This window comes from Bdellovibrio sp. GT3, from assembly GCF_037996765.1.
Classification (GTDB): Bacteria; Bdellovibrionota; Bdellovibrionia; order Bdellovibrionales; family Bdellovibrionaceae; genus Bdellovibrio.
On the sequence record NZ_JBBNAD010000005.1, the window covers coordinates 503,460 to 523,303 of the forward strand.

General features: G+C 45.9%; 16 protein-coding genes. 10 read left to right on the top strand and 6 right to left on the bottom strand.

Translation table 11 applies throughout. From position 1 onward, the window contains the following. Positions 1-199 precede the first annotated feature (199 nt). Both AAAA73_RS09825 and AAAA73_RS09830 read right to left on the bottom strand, forming a co-directional pair. Positions 200-1,750: a hypothetical protein gene (locus AAAA73_RS09825; RefSeq protein WP_340598129.1), complete on the bottom strand. Its 1,551-nt coding sequence runs from the start codon at positions 1,748-1,750 to the stop codon at positions 200-202. Positions 1,751-1,834: 84 nt separating this feature from the next. After that, positions 1,835-3,352 carry an Rne/Rng family ribonuclease gene (locus tag AAAA73_RS09830; protein ID WP_340598130.1) on the bottom strand — a complete coding sequence of 506 codons (1,518 nt, stop codon included), beginning with the start codon at positions 3,350-3,352 and terminating at the stop codon, positions 1,835-1,837. Between the two features lie 134 nt (positions 3,353-3,486). On the opposite strand from AAAA73_RS09830, the gene AAAA73_RS09835 reads away from it, so the two are divergent. The 9 genes from AAAA73_RS09835 to AAAA73_RS09875 all read left to right on the top strand — a co-directional run bounded on the left by AAAA73_RS09835 (position 3,487) and on the right by AAAA73_RS09875 (position 13,599). Next, positions 3,487-4,575, top strand: a complete 1,089-nt coding sequence (locus AAAA73_RS09835; RefSeq protein ID WP_340598131.1) for a type IV pilus twitching motility protein PilT — start codon at positions 3,487-3,489, stop codon at positions 4,573-4,575. Positions 4,576-4,708: 133 nt separating this feature from the next. Beyond that, complete coding sequence (gene deoC, locus AAAA73_RS09840) at positions 4,709-5,371, top strand: deoxyribose-phosphate aldolase (RefSeq protein ID WP_340598132.1); 663 nt, start codon at positions 4,709-4,711, stop codon at positions 5,369-5,371. Beyond that, entirely contained in the window at positions 5,371-6,690 is a 1,320-nt protein-coding gene (locus AAAA73_RS09845) for a thymidine phosphorylase (RefSeq protein ID WP_340598133.1), read from the top strand. The genes deoC and AAAA73_RS09845 overlap by 1 nt, the downstream gene beginning before the upstream one ends. A gap of 25 nt (positions 6,691-6,715) precedes the next feature. Then, the gene (locus tag AAAA73_RS09850) at positions 6,716-7,531 is read left to right on the top strand and encodes a purine-nucleoside phosphorylase (RefSeq protein ID WP_340598134.1); all 816 of its coding nucleotides are present in this window, start codon (positions 6,716-6,718) and stop codon (positions 7,529-7,531) included. 140 nt (positions 7,532-7,671) lie between these two features. Continuing rightward, positions 7,672-8,472, top strand: coding sequence for a hypothetical protein (locus AAAA73_RS09855; RefSeq protein ID WP_340598135.1), 801 nt, complete (start codon positions 7,672-7,674; stop codon positions 8,470-8,472). A 261-nt stretch (positions 8,473-8,733) separates the two neighbouring features. Continuing rightward, positions 8,734-9,864, top strand: a complete 1,131-nt coding sequence (locus AAAA73_RS09860) for a S8 family peptidase (protein WP_340598136.1) — start codon at positions 8,734-8,736, stop codon at positions 9,862-9,864. 129 nt (positions 9,865-9,993) lie between these two features. After that, positions 9,994-11,559, top strand: a complete 1,566-nt coding sequence (locus AAAA73_RS09865; protein WP_340598137.1) for an acyl-CoA carboxylase subunit beta — start codon at positions 9,994-9,996, stop codon at positions 11,557-11,559. A 14-nt stretch (positions 11,560-11,573) separates the two neighbouring features. Next, positions 11,574-13,070, top strand: a complete 1,497-nt coding sequence (accC, locus tag AAAA73_RS09870; RefSeq protein WP_445292038.1) for an acetyl-CoA carboxylase biotin carboxylase subunit — start codon at positions 11,574-11,576, stop codon at positions 13,068-13,070. A 1-nt stretch (position 13,071) separates the two neighbouring features. Continuing rightward, positions 13,072-13,599 carry an acetyl-CoA carboxylase biotin carboxyl carrier protein subunit gene (locus tag AAAA73_RS09875; RefSeq protein WP_340598139.1) on the top strand — a complete coding sequence of 176 codons (528 nt, stop codon included), beginning with the start codon at positions 13,072-13,074 and terminating at the stop codon, positions 13,597-13,599. A 72-nt stretch (positions 13,600-13,671) separates the two neighbouring features. On the opposite strand, the gene tatC is transcribed toward AAAA73_RS09875, so the two are convergent. The 3 genes from tatC to AAAA73_RS09890 are packed head-to-tail and all read right to left on the bottom strand — an operon-like array spanning position 13,672 to position 15,446. Next, on the bottom strand, positions 13,672-14,436 hold the full coding sequence (gene tatC, locus AAAA73_RS09880) for a twin-arginine translocase subunit TatC (protein WP_340598140.1): 765 nt from the start codon (positions 14,434-14,436) through the stop codon (positions 13,672-13,674). After that, positions 14,436-14,822: a Sec-independent protein translocase subunit TatA/TatB gene (locus tag AAAA73_RS09885; protein ID WP_340598141.1), complete on the bottom strand. Its 387-nt coding sequence runs from the start codon at positions 14,820-14,822 to the stop codon at positions 14,436-14,438. The genes tatC and AAAA73_RS09885 overlap by 1 nt, the downstream gene beginning before the upstream one ends. 18 nt (positions 14,823-14,840) lie before the next feature. Continuing rightward, positions 14,841-15,446, bottom strand: a complete 606-nt coding sequence (locus tag AAAA73_RS09890) for a hypothetical protein (RefSeq protein ID WP_340598142.1) — start codon at positions 15,444-15,446, stop codon at positions 14,841-14,843. Between the two features lie 243 nt (positions 15,447-15,689). Here AAAA73_RS09890 and AAAA73_RS09895 point away from each other — a divergent pair, with 243 nt between their 5' ends. Then, positions 15,690-17,240: a lytic transglycosylase domain-containing protein gene (locus AAAA73_RS09895; RefSeq protein ID WP_340598143.1), complete on the top strand. Its 1,551-nt coding sequence runs from the start codon at positions 15,690-15,692 to the stop codon at positions 17,238-17,240. On the opposite strand, the gene AAAA73_RS09900 is transcribed toward AAAA73_RS09895, so the two are convergent. After that, positions 17,237-19,837, bottom strand: coding sequence for a M16 family metallopeptidase (locus tag AAAA73_RS09900; RefSeq protein ID WP_340598144.1), 2,601 nt, complete (start codon positions 19,835-19,837; stop codon positions 17,237-17,239). The two genes, AAAA73_RS09895 and AAAA73_RS09900, sit on opposite strands and share 4 nt — an antisense overlap. Positions 19,838-19,844: the final 7 nt, after the last annotated feature.

The window sequence follows — 19,844 nt, forward strand, 5'->3', positions numbered from 1 at the left end:
CTCCAGCTACCCGAATTAAGCCACTGGTAAATGCCACCTTGCACTAGTCTTTGTCAACCTATTGCATGCTATTTTTTTCAGCTTTTCGGGAAGAAGAAGAGATTAGCGGTGGCGGTGACTCTTGGCAATAAAAAAGACAGCTTTTTTAAGAATCCAGTCGTTCATTAAATATTTAATATATTCAATGTCTTATGTGACTTTAGGGTTTTAAAAGTTCGACTTTTAGCGCATCGCTCAATCGGAGTTGAGAATTGTTCACCACAGCTTCTATTAGTTTTCTGTGTGTTTGGTAGCTGGCTTGAGCTGCTGCGCTGCCGGAGTTTTGGGACGAAATGACTCTTAATTGCTGCTTTTCTCGGTTCAAAGCCTCGTAAATTGCTTCTGCGCGAGAATTTCCCGTTTCTTTAGAATAGCTCTTAATAAAGTATTCGGCCGCTTTGTCATATCTTTCGGCGTTTGCATTTATTTTCGCTCCCATCCAATAATCACGATCCGATTTTGTATATTTTGCATCCTTCACAACCGCTTCAAAGGAATCGGCTGCAGATCGGAAGCTCTGTTTTGCTTCGCTGGCCCTGCCCGCACTTAGCAGCTTCTCACCTTGGAGGCGCATTGAGTTTGTATAGTTGCGTGCTGAGGTGCTGTTCGCAGCAACACCTGCCAACCCTTGTCGCATGAGGGTCGCACGTTCTGATTCACTGAAGCCTGCGCTCTTTAATATGTCGGCTTTGTTCTTAAGGTCCGTTGCCGAATAGCTCCCGTAACCTCTACCGGTATTGGCAGCCACTTCATGGGCATCTATCAATGCCTTGCTTTCTGCCTCACTCAAAGCCCGGCCCAAGGATTTTTCAGCCGCCACCACTCTTTCAGCGTTCGTGAGCCTTGCTGCCTTATCCAACGAAACCCCGGCTATCTTTGCAATATTGCTCATTCGCGCTGCTTTCATTGCTACGGCCACAGCGCCACTGGCAAGCGTGCCCACCTCAGCAATAGCTTCGCACACCATCGCGGCCGCAGCCTGAGGGTTGTAACACTCCAATCGCACGCCTAAATCTTTAAGTTTGGCTTTCGCAGCCTCAGTTAAGCTCAACTGTGTTCCTGGCAAACGTCTTTTACCCCAATCCAGGAATTCTTTTTCTTCAGGAGTGAAGCTTGCTTTCTGCAAAAGCACTTTTCGATTCAGCTCCAGGCTGGCTTGATCCGCTTTTTGAGTTTGCAATAGCCTGATGCTGGCTTTGATTGCTCCACAACTTGATTTTGCCAGAGTTGCGGCAGAAGGCTTCGGTACCTGAAGCAGCTTTGGTGCGGATTTATTGAGTTGATCGAATAACGTGGCACGACCGTTTGGATCGGCATCACAGGCTTGGTTCGCAGCTCTTGCAATCTCCACTTCCTCAGCAAATTCACCAAGGGCTTCAACGCTATCTACGACAGTATTTCCCAACCCTTTAACGAAATTCCAACCACCGATTGCGCATCCCGATGTGTAACTCCAGGACTCCTCGAGGTTACGCGCAAGTCCTTCCGTGCTTTTACATTTCAAAACTTTACCTTCAGGATCTTCCCCCTCTTCGCGCATTTGCTCGTATAGATCGACGCACTCTTTGGATTGCGCCGTCTGCACACAAGCATTCAAAGACAGTTTTTCAAAAACTGAAAGTGGATCATTGGAGGAAGTGTTGCACGCAACCTCAGCCCGTGACACGAGTGAAAGCAAAGAAATCAATAAGATATGCAACAGGAACTTCATAATACTCTCGTCGGAATTTCGAGAGCAAAGTGAATTGAAAACTTATAAAACACTGACCCCAAAAGAGGTCAGTGCGTTTCAAAATTAGACAAAGAATATTTCGTATTGTTCCAAATGGTAATTTGGCTCAATTTTAAAGGCGACAGAGCGGCCGAGTTTTTTCTCGATGTTTTCCAAACTCTCCCCTTCAACCTCGTAAATCCAATCAACCACTTGGCTGTGACAGTGAATGACGACATTGGTCTTCTTATTAGTCAGCATATCAGCGTCGCGCTCAAGCTCACGGAAGATCTCATTCGCCACAGTGGATTTACGTTTAATGTAGCCTTTGCCATCACAGTAAGAGCACGGCTCACACAAAGTTTTAATCAAACTTGGGCGAATGCGTTTACGTGTCATCTCTACCAGACCCAACTGGGACATGGAGACGACATTTGTACGCGAACGATCGCGCCCCAACTCTTCGGCCAAGGCTTCCATGACTTTTTCGCGGTGGGACTCTTTTTCCATATCGATAAAGTCGATGATAATAATTCCGCCACAGTTACGAATTCTAAGCTGATGCGCGGTCTCGCGAACTGCTTCAAGATTCGTTTTCAAAATCGTCTCTTCAAGATCTTTCTTGCCGACGAATTTGCCGGTGTTGACATCGATCACAACCAAAGCTTCGGCCTCGTCAATCACGATATAACCACCGGACTTCAACCAGATCTTACGCTCCATTGAGCGGGAGATCTCGATGTCGATGTCGTACAAGTCGAATAAAGGCTTCTTCTCTTCATACAGGACGATGTTCTGCTTATATTTCGGCATGAATTGAGAAACGAATTTAACAACCTTGCGATGGATTTCAACATTATCAACCCAAACGCTGGTTACATCCTCACTCATCAAATCGCGCAGAGCACGAAGTTCCACATCAAGTTCAGTGTGCAATGCACCCGGTGTTTTTTTCTTTTCGTAGTTTTTGAATATTTCTTTGCTAAGACGATCCAAATACTCGATGTCGGCCTTCAACATCTCTTCGGATGCACCATCACCAGCGGTACGAACGATCACACCACCTGATGGATTGATTTTTTGCACCAATTGGCGAAGTCTTTCGCGCTCAGTCTCGTCTTCAATTCGACGGGAAATACCCAGGTGACGCACCGTCGGCAAAAACACCACGAAACGACCTGGCAATGACAAGTGAGTTGTAATCCGCGCACCTTTTGTGCCCAATGGATCTTTGGCAACCTGAACGAGAATACTTTGACCTTCTTTTAGAAGATCCTGAATCGGAGTTTTCACTGCGTGATGAGGCTTGTCGTCGTCCCCATCCATTTCAAGTGGTTCTTCACGGTCCACATTTGAAAGGAAGTTGTCGTCAACGTCCTCGCGAATATCGCCGACATAAAGAAACGCTGCTTTTTCCAGACCAATATCCACAAAGGCTGCTTGCATTCCCGGCAACACACGAATGACTGTGCCGCGGTGGATAGACCCGACTAATGTCGGTGAGGTTTTACGTTCAATTTTTAAATCTGACAGCACTCCGCCGTCCACGTAGGCTACGCGTGTTTCTTGAGGTCTGACATTGATGAGAATTTCTGCTGACACGGCGTCCTCCAGACAGGTCTTGGATTCGATCTCTCTTCAATAGTCCAGAAACAATCGTGAGAGCAATTAATATTTAAACATTAAAGCACAACTTGCCGAAAAGATCACTGAATTAGACCATTTAGGAGAATAGAATGGCTACGATTGATGAACTGTTTAAACTCATGGTTGAACAAGGTGCCTCGGACTTGCACGTGACAAGCGGAGCAGCGCCTTATTTGCGCCTGCATGGGAACATGGTTCCACTGAACTATCGCGAGCTTTCAAATCAGGATGTTCAGGGACTTATCTTCGAAATTCTTTCTGAAAAGCAAAAAAAGGCCTTCGTTGAAAAATGGGAGCTGGATTTCGCCTACACATTACCCGGGATTGGACGCTTCCGTTGCAACGTATTCATGCAGCGTAAAGGTTTGGGCGCGGTTATGCGTATCATCCCAGAGAAAATCAAAACCGCACAGGAACTTGGAGTTCCACCAGCGGTTCTTGATATGATTGATTGCGATCGCGGTTTGATTCTGGTTACGGGTCCGACGGGTTCTGGTAAATCCACGACTCTGGCGGCGATGATCCATCAAATTAACCTGACTCGTGAAGCACATATCATCACCGTTGAAGATCCGATCGAGTTCGTACACCCAAATATCAAATCACTGGTGAATCAGCGTGAGGTTGGAAGTCATACAAAAACTTTTGCCAACGCACTTAAAGCCGCACTCCGTGAGGACCCGGATATCTTGCTGGTGGGTGAGTTGCGTGACCTTGAAACGATTGGTCTTGCATTAACCGCGGCAGAAACAGGTCACATTGTTTTTGGTACTCTGCACACCAACAGTGCGGCAAAAACAATTGACCGTATCATCGACGTTTTCCCTGCGGGCCAACAAGCGCAAATCAGAACAATGTTAGCCGAATCCCTGCGTGGCGTTGTGGCTCAAACACTGTTCTCACGTGCGGATGGCCAAGGCCGTGTTGCAGCTTACGAAATCATGCGTAATACCAAGGCGATTTCCAATCTTATCCGTGAAGGTAAGATCCATCAGGTTGCCTCTGCAATGCAAACAGGCTCAAGTCAGGGTATGATTTTGTTTGAAAAGTACATCGAGGACCTGGTTCGCAAAGGAAAAGTTTCTGCAGCAGATGCCAAAACGTTCTTGGGCACAACAGGCAGCACTGACACAGCTATCAACGCTATGGGCGGCGCCACAAAAACCAAAGTCGGCTAACAAAAACAATAAACTTTCAGTTACAGTTCAAGTGCCTTTGGTAAAACCAAGGGCACTTCTCTTTTTATAAGTCGGCATTGCCCTATTACAGAAGGTAAGGTACCTTTTCTTTTTGAACCCTAAGAGGTGCCTTGTGCAATTGAATAAATACATTGATCACACGCTTTTAAAACCTGAAGCGCAATCCGCGCAAATTGAAAAACTCTGCCAGGAAGCCCGTGAACATGGCTTCTTCAGTGTTTGCATAAACACTTCCTATGTAAAACAGTGCGCAGAGCTACTGAGCGGCTCCGATGTAAAAGTATGCTGTGTTGTTGGATTCCCATTGGGCGCCATGGACACCATCAGCAAAGCTTTTGAAACCAGCACTGCCATTAAAAATGGCGCGCAGGAGATCGACATGGTCGTACAAATCGGCGCACTGAAAGATCGCCGTCTTGACTATGTTCGCGACGACATTAAAGCCGTGGTGCAGGCAGCAGCAGGCAAAAAAGTAAAAGTTATTATTGAAACATCGTTGATCAGCGACGAAGAAAAAGTCCTGGCATGTAAAGCAGCCCTTGAAGCCGGAGCTCACTTCGTAAAAACCAGCACTGGCTTTGCCGGTGGCGGCGCTACAGTTGACGATGTGAAACTAATGAAATCCATCGTGGGCGACAAAATGGAAGTCAAAGCTTCCGGTGGTGTTAAAAATGCAGAGCAAGCAATGGCCATGATTCAAGCTGGCGCTACCCGCTTGGGTACCAGTTCCGGCGTTGCTTTGGTTCAGGGTCAACAGTCTCAAGGAGGCTACTAATGTCTTTCCTTCCAGCAGAAATTATTAAAAAGAAACGTAACGGCGGTGAACTGACTGCCGATGAAATTGAAGAGTTCATTCTGGGTTATGCCCGTGGCTCAATTCCTGACTACCAAATGTCAGCGTTGTTGATGGCCATCTTTTTTAAAGGGATGAGCAAAGAAGAGACTTTGGGTCTGACAAAGGCGATGCTTCACTCCGGTGAGGTTGTAGATTTTTCCTCTGTTAAGGGATTCAAAGTCGACAAGCACTCCACGGGTGGAGTTGGCGACAAAACCAGTTTGATTCTAGGTCCTATCGTAGCTGCCGCTGGCGCGCCAGTGCCGATGATTTCCGGTCGCGGCCTGGGTCACACCGGTGGAACTTTGGATAAGCTTGAAGCCATTCCTGGCTTCAACACTCAAAAGCCATTGGATGAGTTTATTGAGCTGGTTCGCAAAAACAATATTTGCTTCATTGGTCAGACTAAAGAAATCTGCCCGGCAGATAAAAAGATCTACGCACTTCGTGATGTCACCGCGACTGTAGAAAGTTTGCCGCTTATTTGCGCCTCGATCATGTCCAAAAAACTGGCTGAAGGCATCGATGGTTTGGTTTTGGACGTTAAGTATGGCTCCGGAGCTTTCATGAAAACTCCTGCGCTGGCTGAAGAGTTGGCGGTAAATCTGATGAATATCGCAAAAGGTTACGGCAAAAAAGTGACTTCACTTCTGACCAACATGGATCAGCCGCTGGGCCGCTATGCCGGAAACTCTCTTGAAGTGGATGAGTGTGTTGCCATCATGAAGAATGAAAAATTCATGGGGCCACATGGGTATGATTTGTACGAAGATACGCGCGAACTAAGTCTGCGCCTTTCTGCGCACATGCTTTTGCTTGCTGGAATTGGCAAGACGGAAGAGGAATCATATCAAATTGCACTTGAAACACTCACGTCGGGCAAGGCACTTAAGAAATTTGAAGAACTTTGCAAAATCCATGGTGGTGATCTTCGCAATGTTCCAAAACCAAAATTTAGTTTAAAAATCACTGCTGAAAAATCAGGATTCATTCAAGGATTCCACACCGAGAGTATTGGTGTTGCCGGAATTTTGATCAAAGCTGGTCGCGCGCAAACGACTGATATCATTGCACCCACGGCGGGAATCGAATTCCACGCCAAAGTCGGTGATGAAGTGAAATCCGGAGACACTTTGTTCACGCTTCATGGGGACGACATGGATCTGCTTAACTCCGCGGTTCCTATGCTGAAATCGGCGATTAATATTTCCTTGCAAAAGGTGTCAAAGCCTAGTTTGATACTGAAAGTTTTGAGCTAACCCTCGAGGACAAAGGGAGAACAACTTGGTACTCAATAAACTTCAAGAATCGATCAGCTTCATCCGTTCAAAAACTTCGGCGAAACCGAAGGTCGGTGTCGTTTTAGGTTCTGGTTTAGGTGCCTTTGTTCAGGATGTGGAAATTGAAACAACAATTCCCTACAAAGACATCCCGCACTTCTCCCCTCCAACAGTTGAAGGCCATTCCGGAAATTTGATTTTCGGTAAAGTAAACGGCCAATCCATCGTGATTTTGCAAGGTCGCAATCACTATTACGAAGGACACAGCATGGAAAGTGTTGTGTTCCCGACTAGAACACTTGCGATGCTGGGAATTGAAGCTTTGATTTTGACCAACTCCGCGGGCGGTTTTGGCGAAAGCATGCAGGCTGGCGACTTCATGATCATCGAGGATCACATCAACTTGATGGGCACAAATCCTTTGATGGGACCCAACATCAAGGAACTTGGACCTCGCTTCCCGGATATGACTGAAGCTTACGACAAGCGCCTGATCACAATCATGGAACAAGTTCTTCAAAAACAAGGCACTCGTTATCACAAGGGTGTTTACTGTGGCGTAAGTGGTCCCACTTATGAAACCCCAGCTGAAGTTAGATATTTGAAATTGATCGGCGGAAAAGCTGTCGGCATGAGCACCGTGCCAGAAACTATTGCAGCAAACCATCTGGGTCTGCGCGTGGCGGCTCTTAGCTGCATCACGAATTTGGCTGCTGGAATTTCATCTCAAAAACTTTCACATGGTGAAGTAACAGAGACTGCGAACCGCGTGGAATCCCAATTCACTTCTTTCCTTAAAGAATTTATCACCAACATCTAGACTGTGGTCTGTTTATATAAACAGACCTATGTGTTGAAGCGAACTTCTGTTAATCCAGTTTTCGCTCTTGGATAAACAATTTTCAGTCAATTTGGAAAAAGCTTATCATGTTTATTCGTGCGCCTGCCGAATTGATATACATGAAAAAGTTTATTCTATTTTCTATTGTAGCCGGCTTCACTACTTTAACTTTGATCTCTTGCGGCTCTCCGCCCGCGAAGGAGCAAAGTCAGGCTTCGACAACTCCAAATGACGGCACATTTTCCGATGAAACCGCTCTCTATTTTAAAGTGAGCTCAAAATGGATGGCCTCAGACAAGATTACAACTCATGGAAGTTGCAGTATCTCAAGTCTTACTCCATCCACCGGCGTTCCTTTTGAGTGCGAAATCAAAATCCCTGAGGGCCAAATGTACCACAGTGACATCGACTTCACTGTCGGTACAAAATTGAATCAACTTTGCCCAATGATTGCCTTTAGACCTTATGTATATCGCATTTCAAATCGCGACGACGACTACGTACCGAACCTTTCGGAAACTGGAGATTTTGCAACTTGCGCCACCACACCCAACGCAATTGAATGCTTCGGGGGCGCAATGACTCAAGTTCTAGGCGCAAGTTATCCCGAATTTACTTTTAAATTTTTCATGTCCGCTCTTGGTGAAAGTAGTGCCTTCACGGTCCCCGCTGAGAACGGTCTTCGTTACTATAGCAGTACACCCAAAAAGAAAAATTACATGGTTTCCAACAACATGCTCACTGCCGCGCGTGGAACAAACATCGCCGGAACATACGTCGCAGGCTCAATGTTGGACTATCAAGCGATTTGCTATGATTTGTGGTATCACCCTGTATATACAATTAATTTGAGGCTTTCTGACGAAGATTCTGATGGCAGCGACGGCGGCATTCTAGATGAAATTCAAGATTGGCAATAGTCCTTCCCCTCGAAGACCAAGGTCCAGCACCTTGGTCTTTTTGTTTATGGGCCTTAGGTTAAACTAGCCTCAAAATAAGACGTATTTTTCCGATCAATTAACCTGTGCGAGGTAGCATGAAGTCCTATAGATGGGACCTTTGGGCCCGCACAGGGAGTGAACATGGATGTTCAAAAAATACTCTCGGCGGTTGCTTGCGTCTTAGTATTTACAGCTTGTAGCAAAAAATCGTCGGATTCAGTTTTCTCAGACAGTACAGCAATGGATTCTGCTGCGTGTATGGGACAAGCCATTCAATCAAAATTCATCGTTCAGTGGGAAGACGGCCGATTCACTGTCGAATCAGGCAAAGACGCTGAATCATTTAAAAAAGAATTTATCGAACCAAAACTAAATGACATTCGCCAAGTGGAGTTTGACCGTCGCATTCAGGTTGAATCGACAAAGGTATCCACCTCAGCGACAGTCAGCGATTCCTGGGGTCTGAGTATGATCAAGGCGAACTCCGCTTATACTCAGGGAATTTACGGAGAAGGTGTTAAGGTTGCAGTTGTGGATGCCTATGTGGATGTCAGTCATCCCCAACTTGCAAACCGAATTGCCATCAATACTGGCGAGATCCCAAATAATGGGATTGATGATGACGGCAACGGTGTCGTGGATGACTACTACGGAGCGAGTTTCGTTTCTGTTCCCTCCTCTACAACAATTCCAAGTCCTCATGGGTCCCATGTAGCTGGAATCATTGCAGCAGATTCAAACTATGGTCCGGTAAAAGGCGTCGCCCCCCGTGCGAAAATCATCCCGGCGCAGTTTATCGCAAACGACGGTGGCGGCTCCTTGGGTGATGCCATTCTAGCTCTTCAATACGCAGCTAAGCGTGGTGCAAAAATCATCAATGCCAGCTGGGGTGGAGCGCCTTGCGTGGCTTCTCTTAGAAATGCATTCAAAGTTTTGGAAAGTCAGGGAATCTTGGTCATCGTTGCTTCAGGCAATGACGCCCGCGATATCGATGTGTATCCGGAGTTCCCGGCTTCATTCAATTTATCGAATCAGATCACAGTGGCAGCTTCTGACTTTACCGATTTCATGACGTCCTGGTCGAATAGTGGCTTTAAGTTCGTACACGTAGCTGCACCCGGAGAACAAATTTTAAGTACAGTTCCAGGGGCCTCTTCGATGTATATGGATGGCACAAGTATGGCTGCTCCATTTGTGTCGGGCACAGCGGCTCTGCTATGGAGCGCAAAACCCACAGCGACAGCGCAACAAATCAAAGCAGCTATAGAACAGTCAGTTGACGTTACTTCTGGGCACGAGTTTAAAGTAAAAACTCGAGGCCGAATCAATATTCAAAAGGCACTTCAAGTACTTGGACAGTTAGTGCCATAAATTCAACAAGATACCTCGTGAACGCAGGGCAGAAAAACATGCTCTGCGTCTGTCGTTTTAAGATGATTACTCAGATGCTCGTTGGTAGAAATATTCCTTCCGTTTTTTCAAACGTTAAAGAAGGAATTTATGAGCGAAGTATCTACAGGTATTCAAGCTAAGCTTGCTGACCTTGAAAAAAGAAATGAAGCCGCGATGGCGGGTGGCGGAGCTGCTCGTGTTGCGAAACACAAACAAGGCGGCAGACTTTCTGCGCGCGAGCGTTTGGATGTTCTTTTGGATCCAGGCAGCTTCGTTGAGATGGATCGTTTCGTTACTCATCGTTGCACAAACTTCGGCATGGACAAGAACGTTGTTCCTGGCGACGGTGTGATTACTGGTTACGGTCGCATCAACGGCAAATTGGTTTATGTCTCTTCTCAAGATTTCACTGTTATCGGTGGATCTATGTCCCGCACTCAAGCAAACAAAATCTGCAAAGTGATGGACCTTTCAATCAAGAACGGCGCACCTTTCATTTCTATCAATGACTCGGGTGGAGCACGTATTCAAGAAGGTATCGAATCACTTGGTGGTTATGCTGATATCTTTACTCGCAACACGATGGCTTCTGGTTTGGTTCCACAAATCACAGCAATCATGGGGCCCTGCGCGGGTGGCGCGGTTTACTCCCCGTCTATCACTGACTTTGTCTTCATGGTTAAAAACACTTCGTACATGTTCGTAACAGGTCCTGATGTTATCAAGACTGTGACTCATGAAGAAGTAACTAAAGAAGAACTAGGTGGCGCAACGACTCACTCTGCGAAATCAGGTGTGGCGCACTTTGCGGCTGAAGACGATAAGCACTGCTTGTTGCTAATCCGCGAATTGATGAACTTCCTTCCATCAAACAACTTGGATGATGCCCCGGCGTTGCCAAACACAGATCGTCCGGACCGTTTGACTGAAGCGATCATGAACTTGATCCCAGACAACCCTAAGAAACCTTACGACATGCTTTCAATCATCACAGAGTGCGTGGACGAGGGTTACTTCCTAGAGATCCATAAACACTTTGCTGCAAACATCATCGTGGGCTTTGCTCGTTTCAACGGTCGCCCAGTTGGTATCGTGGCAAATCAACCAAACAATTTGGCTGGTTGCTTGAATATCGAGGCTTCTCGTAAAGCGGCTCGCTTTATCCGTTTCTGTGATGCTTTCAACATCCCTGTTGTTTCCTTCGTTGACGTTCCAGGCTTCTTGCCAGGTAAAGATCAAGAATGGAATGGTATCATCACTCACGGTGCTAAATTGTTGTATGCATACGCTGAAGCGACAGTGCCTAAAATCACTGTGATCACTCGTAAAGCTTACGGTGGTGCTTACATCGTAATGGGTTCTAAACTTTTAAGATCTGACGTGAACTTGGCTTACCCTTCTGCAGAAATCGCAGTGATGGGTGCTGAAGGTGCAGTAAGCATCATCAGCCGCGAAGAGATCAACAAAGCAAAAGATCCAGCAGCAGAAAAAGCTCGTTTGACAGCTCAGTACGAAGAGAAGTTCTCGAACCCGTACGTGTCTGCTGAACTTGGCTACACTGATGAAGTTATCGATCCAGCTCTTACTCGTAAGCGCATCATCGACTCTTTGGAAATGCTAAAAAATAAACGCGATATCACTCCGGCTAAAAAGCACGGAAATATCCCTCTGTAGGAGCGAACATGGCATTGTTTAAAAAAATCCTGATCGCAAATCGTGGGGAAATCGCAATTCGTATCACTCGCGCTTGCCGCGAGCTTGGTATCGCGTCAGTTGCCGTTTTCTCTGATGCCGATCGTGATAGCTTGCACGTTTTCTTGGCGGACGAGGCTTACCACATTGGGCCTTCTCCATCGAAAGAAAGCTATTTGAATTATAGAAAAATTTTGGAAGTGGCTAAGAAGGCTGGCGCAGATGCAGTCCACCCTGGCTACGGTTTCTTGTCTGAAAACACGACGTTTGCAAAAGCTTGTGAAGAGGCGGGAATCACTTTCATCGGACCAACAGTCGCCAACATCGAATCCATGGGAGACAAAATCTCTGCAAAAGCTTTGATGAAGAAGTCTGGTGTTCCAACTGTTCCGGGCTCTGATGGCGGTGTTGAAACTGTTGAAGAGGCTACGAAGATCGCTGAAAAAATCGGTCTTCCGGTTATCATCAAAGCCACTGCCGGTGGTGGTGGTAAAGGGATGCGTATCGTTCGTAAGATGGATGAAGTGGAAAGTGCGTTCCGTGCTTGCCGCTCTGAAGGTCAGAACTATTTCGCAAACCCAACTGTTTACATGGAAAAGTTCATCAACGATCCGAAACACATCGAGATCCAAGTATTCGGTGATAAACACGGTAACCACGTTCATTTGTTTGAGCGCGAGTGCTCTGTTCAGCGCCGTAATCAAAAGATCATCGAGGAATCCCCATCCCCTTCTGTTCCTCACGAAGTGCGTTTGCGCATGGGTGAGGCTTCTGTTCGCGCAGCGAAACAGATTAACTACGTAGGCGCTGGTACGATCGAATACATCTTTGATAATACGACTAAAGAGTTCTATTTCATGGAAATGAACACACGTCTTCAAGTTGAACATCCAATCACAGAAATCGTGACTGGTGTGGACTTGGTTCGTGAGCAGATCAGCGTAGCTGCTGGCAAGCCTTTGAGCTTTAAGCAAGAAGACATCAAGCAAAAAGGCCACGCTATTGAAGCCCGCGTGTGTGCAGAAGATCCTGAAACGTACAAACCAAGCCCTGGTGTGATTCGCGCTTGCCGCCATCCACAAGGTCCGTTCATGCGTGTGGATTCTTATGCTTATCCTGGCTACAACGTGCCTATTTACTACGATCCGATGATTTCCAAGGTGATCACTTGGGGTGACACTCGTAATGAAGCCATCGATCGTATGCAACGTGCTTTGTCCGAGTTCGTACTAACGGGTATTAAAACAAATATCGTTCTTCACAAAACGATCTTGGATCACCCGACGTTCCGTGATGGCACTTACACGACACAATTTATCGAGAAAAACTTCGAAGTTATCGAACCGGTTATGTTCAAGCAAGTTGACGACCCCGTGTTCTTGATCGCAGCGGCTATTGAGGCCTACAACGATCGTAAATCGAAGGATATCCGCCAGCTTAACGTTCGCTCCACTTGGAGAAGCGTTGGCCGTAAACTTCAGTTAAGGACGTAACATGTATTTCGAAGCAGAACTTAGAGGAATCAAATACAAGGTGGATGTGACGGAAGGCCGTCACACTTGGAAAGTTTCTTTGCAACAAGATGGCAAAGAGTGGGTTCACCACGAAATCTCCAAGAACGACTATAAGCACGCTGAAGAGTACATCAGCTTCCTTTTCCAAGGGAAATCGTACCTGATCGACGTTGTGGGTTCAGACACGGAATACACGGTGTTTACACGTAACTCCTTCCGTTCGATTAAGATCTTCAATGATGAAATGCTATTGCATGAATCTTTGAAAAAAGGCGGCGGTTTCGGTGGCGATATGGAGCTTAAAGCTGGTATGCCAGGAAAAATCATCGAGATCTTTGCAAAAGAAGGCGACGTCGTGAAAGCGAACAAGCCACTTTTGATCATGGAAGCGATGAAAATGGAAAACGAAATGCGCGCTGCTCGTGATGTAAAAATCAAAGAGATCAAAGTTAAACAGGGTGATTCAGTTGAATCTGGCGCTGTTTTGATCAAGTTCGAAGAGCCTTAATCGGTACTTCGCAAAGAATAAAAAGGGGAAGCTTTCGAGCCTCCCCTTTTTTATGTCCAAATTTGAAAACTTCTATTCGCGTTGGTTTTGGCGGTATTCAGCCGTACGCTTTCTCTCGAAGATACTAACCATCAAAACGCCTGCTTCATATAGCAGAACCATTGGGATCAGCATCATCACCATGCTCATCAAGTCCGGCGGAGTGATAATTGCTGCCGCAACGGCAAGCCCCATGATCGCATAACGACGCTTTTCTTTAAGAAACTTGGAACTTACAATCCCCATCATTCCCAGAATTGAAATCACCAAGGGCAACTCAAACGACACACCAAACATCAAACACATTTGCGTAAAGAAGCTTAGATACTGATCGATTGAAATCATCGCTTTATCTGTGCTGCCACCGTAGTTCATCAGAAAGTGGAAGGCCATCGGCAAAACGATAAAGTATGAAAACGCCATTCCCGCCACGAAAAGACCTGAACCCGCAACGATAAAACCGACGGAGTACTTCTTTTCGTTCTGATAAAGTCCCGGAGCTACAAACTTCCACACCTGGTACAACCAGAATGGGCAGGAGATCATGATACCCAACACAAAGGAGATTTTGATGTGAGCCATGAATTTATCCAGAGGACCTGTGTAGATCAAACCACCATCAGGAAGGTAGGGCGCAATCGGACCACGGATGAAATCAAAAACAGGTTCGCTGAAATAGTAGCAAACACCTGTTGCGATCAACAGAATCCATACACAGCGAACCAAGCGAAAGCGCAGTTCTGCCAAATGTTCGTAAAGGGATTGGGCCTTTTCGTTCAGCTCTTCAGTTCTTGCCATTAGCCCTTGCTTCCTTGATCGTCGTCAGACTTTTTAGAAAGATCCTTCAGTTCCATTTGTTGCGGTTCTTTGGCATCAGCGACTCCACCATGGGGCACATGATCTGGAGAAGACCAATCGCCCTCTTCAGCAACTTCAGACTTCACTTCAACCGAAGGTTCGGCAGGTGGATTCTGTGGTGGAGCTTTTTTGGGAGCGTCAAACAAATCAATCGGATCAAACTTGGCTTGTGCCTTCAGTTCATCCGTCAAATCACCTGTTGTACGTTTAAGTTCATTAAGAAAGCGGCCCAGTGTGCGCGCCAACTGCGGAAGTTCTTTGGGACCGATCACGATCAGCGCCAAAGCACCAAGGAATATAAGTTCTGACATGCCTAAGCCAAACATGGTCGCAGATTAGTGGAATCACCCTTGTTTGCCAAGCTTTACTTGGTCTTGTGGAAGGGTCAAAACACCCATTTCCACCAGCTTTTCCTTGGCCAGTGCCGATCCCGTGCGCTGATACCGGTCATAGAGGCGAAGGATGCTCTCGTCCGACTTAACAAAGGAGTGCTGACTGATATAGGTCAATACATCAACGAACTCAATAAAGCGGGCTGAGAACGTTTTATAAACACGCGCCAATCCATCCTCACGGGTGCAGTGTGCTAGATGTGTGTAGGCAGCTCCACCGATGTTTGCGTAGTAATCCACATCGACAATTTTTCGCTGTAACGAGTCCCCAAAAAAGCCGCTGATATACAGAGCTCTGTCTCCAAGCTTACGAAACTTTTCGGGCTTCAATGCTTGTTCTGCGTTATGGGCATGGAGATACATTTCTGCAAGAGTGCTTTCCGCCTCAAACAATGCGCGTGCATCCAGATATTGTTGAAGTAAATTTACGAGGTAGGTTTCGACAAGAGGAAACGTCTGAACTTTACGATCGTAGAGTCCTTTGGAAACGAGCTCTTGAAAGTAGCCTTCTGGACTAACCAAAAGGTCCACCGTTTGCGAGTCGGGTTTATCTTTCATCCTTCACTCACCGCTTTGCCTTACTATAAGTCTAACAATTATTTGTGAGGAATCGGTTAATTGTTTGCGGGAATCAGGACGTTGGTTGGATTTTAAGTGAGATTCTCAAACTGAGACACCAGAGCCCATTCCGCGCTTCCTGTATAACTTTTATACACTCCCCACCCCCTCATTTGTTCCCCATGGGTAAATACCCTGGCACCAGGCTTGCTCTTTAAGGCTGTGAAGAAAGAGCGGGTGTATATGATTAAGATTAATATGACTTCCAAATTAAAGATGAAGAAGTGCAAAAGCTCCGGCCGTTGTGTCGCTACTTTCGCAGTTCTTACTGGTTTGGCTGCCTATTACTACACAGCTCCAGCTGTGGATACCAACACTGTAGTTGGTGATATCACTGCGAAAATAGAGCAAGTTAAAGACTCCGTTCTTTCCCCAAAACCTACTCTGGACATGAACGCACAAATTGAAGCTATTGTTGCAGAAAGCGAACTTGAAGAATCCCAGCAAGCTGTGAATAACGCTGTGGAAAGCGACGAACCAGAACATATTCCTGAATCAGCTGTGGTGGAAAACCGCGAAAACATTCTGAATGACTATCAAGATCTAATCGCTGAGGACTTCCACATCCCGGAAAACATGCGTAATCGCGTGGGTTTTTGGTTTGATATCTATACTCAACACAACTCCCACAAACGCCTTATCCATCACACTGATTATCCGTGGATTGTATTTGAAGTCGTGGATGTGACTTCCATTATTGAATCAGACACTCCAAAGTTTCGCTGGATGAGAAATCAAAAGGCAGATGTGCTTGTAAAACAGCAGGTTGAAAAAACCAAAACTGCTCTTAAATCTCTTTCAAAAAGAAAGACCTTCGACAACCTGACTGAAGATGAAACGCGTGTGATGAATGCGTTGTCGCATTTGGACGGTGAAGTTCAAAAGAAAGCCAAGTTTGCTTTGGACAACGTGCGTGTGCAAATGGGACAAAGAAACTTCTTCCAAGAAGGCTTGGAAGTAAGTCCTAAGTACCTTCCAGGTATGGAAGAAATCTTTGAGAACTACAATCTTCCAGTAGAGCTGACTCGCCTTCCATTCGTGGAAAGCAGCTTCAATAAACACGCAAAATCCAAAGTGGGTGCATCAGGAATCTGGCAATTTATGGGTAACACCGGCAAGAAGTTCATGGTGGTCACTGACCATATCGACGAAAGGACTTCTCCGTTCAAGGCTTCCGTTGCGGCAGCCCAACTGCTTAAAGAAAATCATATGATCCTAAAACGCTCTTGGCCTTTGGCAATCACCGCGTGGAACCACGGTCCTCCGGGCATGCGCAAAGCCATGGCTAAAACGAAAACTCAGGATTTGGGCGAGATCGTAGACAAGTATCGCAGCAGAACATTTGATTTTGCCTCTTCAAACTTCTATTCAGAATTCCTGGGCGCTTTGTTTGCGGAAAGATACCATAAAGAGATTTATGAAGACGTAAACTACGCCAAACAATTGAACCTGCACACTGTGAAGCTTTCCAGAAGCATTAACGCGAAAGATCTTATGAAGCGCAGCAAGCTTTCAGAGGATGACTTCATGCTTTTCAATCCGGATTTGAAAAAAGCGGTGCGAGTAAACGCACAAGTTCCATCTGGCTTCATGATTATGCTGGATGATGATTCCCGCGATCATTTGAAGAACATCGTAGCCAGCGCCACTCTGGGCAAGAAAAAGAAAGTTTCCAAACCGACGACCGCTCAAAATGAAGTTACTTTGAGCGAGCCGGTTGCTAACGAACTTTAAATATCATTGGGCCCGACCAGAGAGATAATCTCTGGTTGGGAGAATATTTTCTGCGCCAATTTCTGAATATCTTCCGGGGTGATCGCAAAATACTTGTCTGCCACATCCAGACTTTCACGATAGTCCAATCCATAAATATCATCGAAGAGAATTGCGTTACAGATCGTGCCTTTACGTTGCAACTCAATATCATGGCGACCAATCAGATATCTTTGTGCGCGGGTCAGCTCTTCCTCGCCCACTTTCACTTCGGCCAGCTTTTGAAACTCAGCTTTTAGCATCTGAATGGATTTCTGAGCTTTCTCAGGGGAACAACCGATGTAACCACCGAAGTAACCGCCCTCGATACCTTCCATATGCATAGGAGAAACCGAGTACGCCAAAGAGTTCTTGTCACGAAGTTCAAGGAATAAGCGACCACCCTGACCACTTAGAATCGATTGAATAATTTCAAGCGTGTATCTCTCAGGACTCTTCAGAGTCAAACCCTGATAGCCCACGATGATATGACTTTGCTCTTTTTTAAGCTCATGGAAAATATGTTTTGATTCAGTGATCTTCGTTACCGGGAAATGATTTTCTATCTTCTTTCCTGGAGAAAGTTCCGCAGTCACTTGTTCTAAAGTTTTAACCCATTTTTTCGTATTCACATCGCCCACCACACAGAATGTCAGATTCTTTGCGTGTGCAACGTTGTTATAGTACTTGATCAATGATTCCTGATTGATGGCTGAAATCGACTGATCATTCCCCAAGAGGTCCCGCGAATACGGATGGTTCTTAAAGATTTCCTTCATGAAGTTCATCACGCAAATCTGTGATGGGTTATCATTTCTTGATTTAACCTGATTCTTTTGCACAATTTTTTCGCGCTCCAGAATTTCCGCCGGGAACTGTGGATTCAACAGGGAGTCGGTGTATATTTCCAGCATTTTGTCTTCAAATGGCGACAGGTAGTCCATCGACATACCCACGGAGTTTCTGCCACCGAAGGCTCCAATTCCTGCCGCCAGTTCATCAACTCGGTGATTGATTTCGTCCTCAGTAAAGTTCTTGGAACCGGATAACCAGTTTCTGGAGAACAACTCTGTCAGACCATTGGTTGTCCCATCTTCAGTACGGGCACCACCAAGGAAAGCCGCCTTCATAGATACATACGGAGTGTCTTTTTGTTCACGAATCAAAAGCGTTGCACCGGATTTCAAAGTGATTCTTTGAGTCTCAGGAATGTGCTTCACCGCTTCAGTGTTGATAGCGAATCTTTTTGGCACGAAACGTGGGGTTTTCTCGCTACTTGCCTTAACAGTAGACAAGGCGGCTTGAAGGTTCTTTGCAAAACGCTTCATGGATTTGTCCGCGACTTTTTTATCCATGTTTGTCATTAGCGACAAACTGAATGCATTGGCCTTAAAGTATTTTTTGGCAACCTTTTGAATGTCGACCGGCTTCAGAGAGTAGACCTGTCTCATATACTTGCGGTAGTGATTGTGATCCCCGTAGTAGAATTCATCTCCTCCGGCTTTTCTCGCAATGTTATCCACAGTCTCCATCGAATAAACTTCGTGGCTGGCAAAATTCGTTATCGCTTTTTGCATTTCCATCGTCGATGGAGGTTCTTCAATCAGCTTTGTAAGAACCGGAATCATTGTGTCCAATGCCTTATCCAGGTTCTCCGGTTCCAGATTGAAAGAAACGGCAAACAAACCATCATCGGGCATCGAATAGCTGAATGCTCCGACGGAGTTTGTCAAAGGCTCCCGGATACGCAAAGTCTGCATAAGTCGGGATGAATCACCCTGACCCAGAATTGCCGCCAAAACCTCAAGAGCTGCGATATCCTTGTGATTCACGTCAGGAATGCGCCAGCTTAGATAGCCAGTTGTTGTTTCGAATTTTGCCTGTTCAACTTTAATGCGAATATCTTTTTGGGCAGGCTCTTTGGTGTGTTTGGTCTTGCGCAGCTTAAACGGCGCGAAGCCACCAAACATTTGCTCAACCTTCTTTTTCATTTCTTTGGATTCGAAATCCCCGGCTATTACCAGGAACATATTCGAAGGAACATAGCGACTTTGATAGTACTCGCGGATCTTTTTAGCGCTAACGCTTTTTACAACTTTGTCGTAACCAATAACTGGAATGCCGTATTCATGTTTGCGGAAGATATTTGAGAAAAGCAATTGGCTGGATCGGCGTCCTGGGCTGTCTTGCCCGCGTTTGATTTCTTCTAAGACGACTTCGCGCTCATTGTCGATTTCCTTAGGATCAAAAGTGGGAAAACCCATCATTTCACTGATGACGTCCATCGCCACGTCTGTGAATTGCTTGGAAATCGTCACATAGAAAACAGTTTGATCGAAGGAAGTATAAGCATTCAGCTCCCCACCGGAACCCTCGACGGTCGCGGCAATTTCGCCCACTTTGTACTTGCGGGTGCCCTTAAAGACCAGATGCTCAATAAAGTGAGAAATCCCCTCTTCACCCTTTTTTTCGTCTGCAGAGCCTGTTTTCACCCACATTTGAACTGAGACCACAGGGGATTTGTGACTCTCTAACAAAAGGACTTTCATACCGTTTTTTAGTTGAAATTTCTTAGACATACTCTAC